The sequence below is a fragment of the Paraburkholderia sp. BR10141 genome (assembly GCF_056155635.1).
This window is the reverse complement of record NZ_JBMIQH010000018.1, coordinates 172,638-180,668: the sequence shown is the minus strand read 5'-3', so window position 1 is coordinate 180,668 and position 8,031 is coordinate 172,638. Positions and strand designations below refer to the sequence as shown.

Below are 8,031 nucleotides of genomic sequence, written 5' to 3'. Positions count from 1 at the left end.
ATACCGGCCTGTCACGCCGGGGGTCGCGGGTTCGAGTCCCGTCCGCTCCGCCAGAACGAAGCCCGTTGGATACGTCCAACGGGCTTTTTCTTTTTCCACAGACGTTTCTCGCGCTTCCATCCCCATCCTTCATTTCGTTTGCCGTACGGACAATCTGCGATTGCCGGCGGCCGCGCGTTATCGTAGCGTTGTCGAAACCTGGTTTCCTCGCTTGCCGACATGTTCGCACCGAACGACATCCCGTCGCCGTTTCAGCTGCGCCGCGCCACCATGGACGATTTCGAGTTCGCGGAGACGCTCACGCGCAATAACATGGGTGGCTACTATCTGCGGCATCACCTCGTCTGGCGCGGCGATCTCTTTCTGGCGAGCTATCGCGAGTCGGAAAACTTCATTCTCGAACTCGATGGCGAGGCGATTGGCGTGCTGCGCGTGACGCAGGAGGGCGACTCGCTGCACATTCGCGATGTGCAGATCGCCCAGGGGTATCGCGGCAATGGCGCCGGCACGTTCCTGCTCGATATCTCGCACCAGTGGGCCCGCGAGCGCGGCCTGCGCGAGCTGCAACTGCGCGTGTTCGTCGACAATCCGGCCGCGCGACTTTACTTGCGCATGGGTTATCGCGTGGCGGGTCCGAGGCTTGCGCGCCTGGGCTCGATTCGCCATATGACGCGGCTCGTCTGAGCCTGGCCGCTTTCCCACTTAACGCGTGTCGTCGTCGCGCCCGGCGGCCACGGAATCTTCCGGTTCGTCCGCATCGCGGTCACCCGTGCCGCGCGCGATGAAGGCGCGCGGGCTCTCGCCGAAGGCGCGGCGAAACATCGCCGAAAACGCACTCTGGCTCCGGTAGCCGAGTTCCTGCGCCACGACGGCCATCGGGCGTCCCTGATTGAGCAGCGGGATCGCGCGCGCGAGAATCGCCTGCTGGCGCCACTGCGAAAAGCTCACCCCCAGTTCCTGCCGGAAGAGCCGCGCGATCGTGCGCGTGCTCGCGCCCACGTGTGCGGCCCAGTATTCGAGCGAACCGGGTCCCGCCGGATCGGCGATCAGCGCTTCGCATAACGCGCGCAGGCGCTTTTCCTCGGGCATCGGCACGGCGAGCGGCAGCGGCGCCGAGCGCGTGATCTCGTCGAGCGCCAGCGCGCCGAGCAGGCGCTCACGCGCGGTGGGAATGCCGCGCTCGTCGAGTGCTGCGATCGTCTCGCGCAGCAGGCCTGAGACTTCGACCACGCGACACGCGTCGAGGCCGGGCGGAATCACCGATTCGTCTACGTAGAGCGTGCGCAGGAACGCGTCCTCGACGATCGCCACTTCGTGTGTGATGTGAGGCGGCACCCAGATCGCGCGCGAGGGCGGCACCATCCACGTCGTGCCGGGCGTCGCCATACGCAGCACGCCGCGCGACGAGTAGGCAAGCTGCGCCCACGCATGCGTGTGCTGCGCGATGCACACACCCGACGGCATGGGACGCGAGCGTACGCGGATCGGATGCGTGGGCGTCGGCGCGAACTCGGGCGGGATATCGACGAGTTCGGCGCGCGGCAGCGCATCGTTGCGTGCATCGCTGGATACGAAGCGGGGCAGATCCTCGGGCATGACGGGCAGGGCGACGGGTTTGGCAACTGTGCGCCCATTGTAGACGTCTCGCGCTCGAGGGCCTTGACCGCACGCCATCTATGGCCGGGCATAATGTGGGCGAATCGACAGCGTGCTCGTGTGGCGCGAGCCGCCCTGAAGGAGAGAAAAGCCATGAAATACGTGTTCGTCTACGGCACGCTGCGCGCGGGCGAGATCAACGACATCAACCTCGCGGCCGATCGCAACGCGATCGCGCGCCCGCGTCACCTCGGTCTCGCCACGCTCGCCGGCCGGCTCTTCGACTTCGGCAGTTATCCCGGGATGGTGGCCGGATCGGCGAATGCGCAATCGACGGTCGTCGGCGACGTCTACGAGATCGACGACGCGCTCCTCGCCGTGCTCGACGAAATCGAGCAGGTGTATCCGGGCGTCGACAACCTGTTCGTTTCGCAGGAAGTGGATATCGAGGTGCAGGGCGAACGCATCGCTTGCCTCTACTATCCGGTCGCGTCGGCCGCCATTGCCGGACGCCCCGAGATCGCAGGCGGCGACTGGGTCGCGCATCGGCGCGGGCGCTGACAACTCAAGACGCGGCGCGTGAAAACACCAAGGCCCGGCGGGCTCACACCCGCCGGGCCTTATTCGTCGGCGATTCGTTAGACGTACCGAACGATTAGATCTCTTCGTACAGCGGCAGCGTCAGGAACTCGACGAAGTTTTCCGACGTCGACATCTGTTCGAAGATCTGCGCTGCGCGCTCGTACGGCTTCGTGTCGCCGCCGACCGACGCCTTCACCTTGTCCAGCTCCTGCGGGATCAGTTCGCGCACGAGTTCGGCCGTGACCTTGCGGCCGTCTTCGAGCTTGCCCTTGGGCGAGCGGATCCACTGCCACACCTGCGAGCGCGAGATTTCGGCGGTCGCGGCGTCTTCCATCAGGTTGTGGATCGGCACGCAGCCATTGCCCGCGAGCCACGAGCCGAGGTAGTGGATGCCCACGTTGATGTTGTTGCGCAGGCCCGTCTCGGTGATCGGCGCTTCCGGACGGAAGTCGAGCAGATCCTTGCCCGTGACGTTCACGTCCGCGCGCTGCTTGCCGATCTGGTTCGGCTTGTCGCCGAGCACCTTCACGAACTCTTCCATCGCGATGGGCACGAGGCCCGGGTGCGCAACCCAGCCGCCGTCGTAGCCATCGGTCGCGTCACGCGCCTTGTCCGAACGCACGCCGCCCATGGCCTTGTCGTTGGCGGCTGCGTCGTTCTTGATCGGGATGAGCGCGCTCATGCCGCCGATCGCCGGTGCGTTGCGCTTATGGCAGGTCTTGAGCAGTTCGAGCGCGTAGGCGCGCATGAACGGCACGGTCATCGTGATCTGCGCGCGGTCGGCAAGACAGAAGTCCTTGTCGTTCTTGAACTTCTTGATCGCCGAGAAGATGTAGTCCCAGCGGCCGGCGTTCAGCCCCGAGCTGTGCTCGCGCAGTTCATAGAGGATCTCGTCCATCTCGAACGCGGCGAGGATCGTCTCGACCAGCACCGTCGCGCGGATCGTGCCGCGCGGGATGCCCACACCTTCCTGCGCCGCGACGAAGATGTCGTTCCACAGACGCGCTTCGAGGTGGCTTTCCATCTTCGGCAGATAGAAGTACGGGCCGCTGCCGCGCGAAATCAGTTCCTTCGCGTTGTGGAAGAGATAGAGCGCGAAGTCGAAGATGCCGCCCGACACACGCTGACCGTCCACCGTCACGTGCTTCTCGTCGAGGTGCCAGCCGCGCGGACGCACGATCAGCGTGGCGGTCTTGTCGTTGAGCTGGTAGGTCTTGCCGTTCTGTTCGAGCGAAATCGTGCGGCGCACTGCGTCCTTCAGGTTGAGCTGGCCGACGATCTGGTTTTCCCAGTTCGGCGCGTTCGAGTCCTCGAAGTCAGTCATGTACGAGTCCGCGCCCGAGTTCAGCGCGTTGATGATCATCTTGCGCTCGACCGGGCCCGTGATTTCCACGCGGCGGCATTCGAGATCCTTCGGCAGCGCCGCGATCTTCCAGTCGCCTTCGCGGATCGATTTCGTGTCGGCAAGAAAGTCGGGGCGCTCGCCGGCGTCGAGGCGCTTGGTGCGCTCGACGCGTGCCTTCAGCAGTTCCTGGCGGCGCGGCTCGAATGCGCGGTGCAGCTTCGCGACGAGTTCGAGCGCTTCGGGCGTGAGGATCGTTTCGAAGCCGGGCCGGATGTCAGCCGTGATCTGCATGCCTTGCGGCAGTTGCAACGTGTTCGCCATTTGCTTGCTCCTTGGTCGGTCAGATTGTGAATGTGTGGTTGTTGTGGCTGCGGCGAGCGGCGTGTCTGTCACGCGCCCGGGCTGGGGCGAGGGCGGCTTTGCCGCTCGGGCGCAGCGGTTTCGAGAAAGGCGGCGAGTTCTGTCATGCCGCTGCCGGTGCCATGCGGCGCCACGCCGAGCTCTTCGGCGGGCAAGCGCTGGCGATTGATCCAGAACGTGGTGTAGCCGAACCAGCCGGCGCCCGCGGCGTCCCAGCCGTTCGACGACACGAACACGAGGTCGCGTGGCGCGGCGTCGAAGGCGGCCGTGCCGAGCGAATACGCGGCGGCGGCCGGCTTGTAGGCGCGCACGGCATCGACCGACAGCACGTGGTCGAAGAGGCCGCTCATGCCGGCGCTCTTCACCGCGATGTCGAGCATCTGCGGGTTGCCATTCGAGAGGATCGCCAGGCCCATGCGCGTGCCGTCTTCGCGTGGCTCACGCAGGCGGCGCAGCACGGGCAGCACGTCGGGGAAAGCCGACAGGCAGGCGTATTCGTCCATGAGACGCTTTTCGCCCGCGCCCGTGAGCGACAGGTTCAGGCGGCGCGCGGCGTAGCGCAGGGCGTCGAGCGTGATGTCCCAGAACGGGCGATAGCGCGCGCCGGCCGGGTCGGAGAGCGTGCGCAACTGCGTGTACTCGATCTGCTTCAGGCGCCACAGCTGCGAGAGCGCCTCGCCCTGGCCGGGGAACATCTGCTCGGCGGCAGCGACGACCGAATGCACGTCGAAAAGCGTGCCGTACGCGTCGAAAACAACTGCCTTGGGAAATCGTGTCGTTGAGGGTGTCGTTGTGGCCGACATAGCCTTGCACTCCATCTTCAGAGGTCGAGGTCGATTGTATTCATGAGTCGTATCACTGAAAAAGGCGGGATTGATCACTTGATCTTTTACTTTTACCCACCTAATCTGTCGACCTGCGTTCTCTTTTCCACTGTTTCTGTCGCCCAGTGCGCGCAGCATCCACCGATGGACCGCTTCAAACAGATCGAGACTTTCGCCACCGTGGCCGCCAAGGGCAGCCTTTCCGCCGCCGCCCAGGCCGAGGGCGTGGCGCCCGCCATCATCGGCCGGCGCATCGATGCGCTGGAAGAGCGCCTCGGCGTGAAACTGCTCGTGCGCACCACGCGGCGCATTACGCTCACGTTCGAAGGATCGGCGTTTCTCGAGGACTGCCAGCGCATCATTCACGACATGCAGAACGCCGAGGCGAGTGTGTCCGAGGGCGGCGTGAAGGCGAGCGGGCACCTGCGCGTGTCCGCGCCGGCTGGTTTTGGGCGTCGCCATGTCGCGCCGCTCGTGCCCGATTTCACGGCTGCGCATCCGGACGTGAGCATCGCGCTCGATCTTTCGGACCGGCTCGTCGATCTCGTCAACGAAGGCTTCGACTGCGCCGTGCGCCTCGGCGAATTGCCCGATTCGTCTCTCGTGTCGCTCAAGCTCGGCGAGAACCGCCGCGTGTGCGTGGCGGCGCCCGCGTATCTGTCGCGCCGCGGCGAGCCCGAAACGCCCGCCGACCTCGCGCGCCATAACTGTCTCGCTTTCGGCGCGAGCCTGAACCAGCAGCGCGGCTGGGCGTTCCAGCAGGACGGCAAAGTGGTGTCGATCCGCGTGGCGGGCACGATGGAATGCTCGGACGGTGCCGTGCTGCATGAGTGGTGTCTCGCGGGCCACGGTCTGGCATGGCGCTCGTGGTGGGAAGTCGGCGAGGACATCGCGGCGGGCCGGCTCGTGAGCGTGCTCGACGCATTCGCCGCGCCGCCCATCGGCATTCACGCCGTGTTTCCGCAGCGCCGCCATCTGCCGCTGCGTGTGCGCCTCTTTCTCGACTATCTCAAGCATACCTACGGTCAACCCGGTTACTGGGGATAGGGCGCAGTGCGCGTTTCCGATATCCGGGATGACCCGCACGCATGGCTTGCAGCGATTTATCGCGCACTACAATCGACCCTGAGGGCCCAGGCGCTCGCCCGCGCGAGACGCCTGCTGAGTCTTTGCCCCCCGTTTCGAACCTTGACTTTGATTCTAGCCTTGCCCGTAATCCGATAGACCACGGAGGGCGCCATGTTCAAGCACATCCTCGTTCCGACGGACGGCTCGGAACTGTCGAAGAAAGCGATCAACGGCGCGATCGATCTCGCGCGCACAGTGGGCGCGCGCGTCACGGCCTACGCATGCCTGCCGCAATATCCGTACTCGCCTTACGCCGACGTGGTGATCGAACCGCCCGGGGACTTCCAGACGCGCAGTGAGCGAGAGGCGCGAGTGCATCTGGACGAAATCGAGGCGGCGGCGCGTAGCGCGGGCGTGGTCTGCGACAGCCGCACGAGCGTGCATCCCTCGCCGTATCTCGGCATCATCGAAGCCGCCGAAGCGGGCGGCTGCGATGTCATCTTCATGGCCTCGCACGGGCGTCGCGGGCTGGGCAGCCTGCTGATCGGCAGCGAGACGCAGCGCGTGCTTACGCATACGAAGATTCCGGTGATCGTTTATCGCTAGCTGGCGCTTTTCCAGGTTTCGCGATGAAGCACGAGGCCATGCTCGCCCGCTGCGTTGGCTGAGCGAGCCACGGGCCGGATTCTGTCCAGCACGCGCGGCCGGTGTCCTCTACCGCTTCCTCCCTGAACGCCCTGCGGCATGCGCTCGTGCCGCGTCGCCAGGCGGCCGGCGCGCCCCGCCAAGGTACGCGTGCCGGCCGCCTGTTCGAGCGCGGCGGCTGGCGCCGCCGTTGCTGCCGGTGGTCTTACGCCACCTTCTTGTCGAAGAACTGTTCGTCTTCCGTCGAGCCGTGCAGCGCCGTGGTCGACGCTTCGCGCTCGACCGTCTGCGTCACGGCGTCGAAGTAGCCGGTGCCCACTTCGCGCTGATGCTTCACGGCGGTGAAGCCCTTCTCGGCGGCGGCGAACTCCGCCTGCTGGAGTTCCACGAACGCGCTCATGTTCTGGCGTGCGTAGCCGTGCGCGAGGTTGAACATCGAGTAGTTGAGCGAGTGGAAGCCCGCGAGCGTGATGAACTGGAATTTGTAGCCCATGGCGCCCAGCTCGCGCTGGAAGCGGGCGATCGTCGCGTCGTCGAGGTTCTTCTTCCAGTTGAACGACGGCGAGCAGTTGTACGAGAGCAGCTTGCCCGGGAACTGCTTGTGGATCGCTTCCGCGAACTTCTTCGCGAACTCCAGATCCGGCTTGCCCGTTTCGCACCAGATCATGTCGGCGTACGGCGCGTAGGCGAGACCGCGCGAGATGGCCTGCTCGAGGCCGTTCTTCGTGCGGAAGAAGCCTTCGACGGTGCGCTCGCCGGTGAGGAACGGGCGGTCGTTATCGTCGATGTCCGAGGTCACGAGGTCGGCGGCTTCCGCGTCGGTGCGGGCGAGCAGCACGGTCGGCACGCCGCAGACGTCGGCGGCCAGACGCGCGGCCGTGAGCTTGGCGACGTTCTCGCGCGTCGGCACGAGCACCTTGCCGCCCATGTGGCCGCACTTCTTCACCGAGGCGAGCTGGTCTTCGAAGTGCACGCCCGCGGCGCCCGCTTCGATCATCGCCTTCATCAGTTCGAACGCGTTGAGCACGCCGCCGAAGCCGGCTTCCGCGTCGGCCACGATCGGCTGGAAGTAATCCACGTAGCCTTCGTCGCCGGGGTTCTTGCCTTCGGACCACTGGATCTGGTCGGCGCGCGTGAGCGTGTTGTTGATGCGCTTGACCACCTGCGGCACCGAGTTGGCCGGGTAGAGCGACTGGTCCGGGTACATTTCGCCGGCGAGGTTGGCGTCGCCCGCGACCTGCCAGCCCGAGAGATAGATCGCCTTGAGACCGGCCTTCACTTGCTGCATGGCCTGGTTGCCCGTGAGCGCGCCCAGTGCGTTGATGAACGGCTCGGTGTTCACGCCTTTCCAGAGCTTTTCGGCGCCGTGCTTCGCGAGCGTGTGCTCCGGCTGGAGCGAGCCGCGCAGGCGCACCACGTCTTCCGCCGTGTAGTTGCGCTTGATGCCCTTCCAGCGCGGATCGGTTTCCCATTGCTGTTGGAGTTGCTGAGCTTGCTGTTGACGAGTCGACATGGTGGGCTCCTTCGTTTGCCTGATAAGGGGATCGCTGAAACGAAACTGCTGAACCGCTGAATCGCGGAACGCAAGCGCCGGTGTTCTGGTGTTTCGTT

General features: G+C 65.5%; 8 protein-coding genes. 4 read left to right on the top strand and 4 right to left on the bottom strand.

Translation table 11 applies throughout. The annotated features are described in order from the left end of the window. The first annotated feature begins 219 nt into the window (after positions 1–219). Positions 220–684 (top strand): GNAT family N-acetyltransferase, encoded by a 465-nt coding sequence (locus ACOJB8_RS24305; RefSeq protein ID WP_028204095.1) that lies wholly within the window; start codon positions 220–222, stop codon positions 682–684. 18 nt (positions 685–702) lie between these two features. On the opposite strand, the gene ACOJB8_RS24300 is transcribed toward ACOJB8_RS24305, so the two are convergent. Next, positions 703–1,596, bottom strand: coding sequence for an AraC family transcriptional regulator (locus ACOJB8_RS24300; RefSeq protein WP_475014736.1), 894 nt, complete (start codon positions 1,594–1,596; stop codon positions 703–705). A 153-nt stretch (positions 1,597–1,749) separates the two neighbouring features. Here ACOJB8_RS24300 and ACOJB8_RS24295 point away from each other — a divergent pair, with 153 nt between their 5' ends. Next, positions 1,750–2,157, top strand: a complete 408-nt coding sequence (locus tag ACOJB8_RS24295) for a gamma-glutamylcyclotransferase family protein (RefSeq protein WP_069265589.1) — start codon at positions 1,750–1,752, stop codon at positions 2,155–2,157. Positions 2,158–2,251: 94 nt separating this feature from the next. On the opposite strand, the gene aceB is transcribed toward ACOJB8_RS24295, so the two are convergent. Next, positions 2,252–3,844 (bottom strand): malate synthase A, encoded by a 1,593-nt coding sequence (gene aceB, locus ACOJB8_RS24290; protein ID WP_342945854.1) that lies wholly within the window; start codon positions 3,842–3,844, stop codon positions 2,252–2,254. Between the two features lie 68 nt (positions 3,845–3,912). Next, entirely contained in the window at positions 3,913–4,686 is a 774-nt protein-coding gene (locus tag ACOJB8_RS24285; protein ID WP_475014734.1) for a haloacid dehalogenase type II, read from the bottom strand. Between the two features lie 165 nt (positions 4,687–4,851). On the opposite strand from ACOJB8_RS24285, the gene ACOJB8_RS24280 reads away from it, so the two are divergent. Both ACOJB8_RS24280 and ACOJB8_RS24275 read left to right on the top strand, forming a co-directional pair. Next, the gene (locus ACOJB8_RS24280) at positions 4,852–5,754 is read left to right on the top strand and encodes a LysR family transcriptional regulator (RefSeq protein WP_342945853.1); all 903 of its coding nucleotides are present in this window, start codon (positions 4,852–4,854) and stop codon (positions 5,752–5,754) included. Positions 5,755–5,946: 192 nt separating this feature from the next. Then, positions 5,947–6,381 (top strand): universal stress protein, encoded by a 435-nt coding sequence (locus ACOJB8_RS24275; protein ID WP_069265593.1) that lies wholly within the window; start codon positions 5,947–5,949, stop codon positions 6,379–6,381. Positions 6,382–6,625: 244 nt separating this feature from the next. Here the strand turns inward: ACOJB8_RS24275 and aceA are convergent, their stop codons facing one another. Continuing rightward, positions 6,626–7,933 (bottom strand): isocitrate lyase, encoded by a 1,308-nt coding sequence (aceA, locus tag ACOJB8_RS24270; protein WP_342945852.1) that lies wholly within the window; start codon positions 7,931–7,933, stop codon positions 6,626–6,628. Between the last annotated feature and the right edge of the window lie 98 nt (positions 7,934–8,031).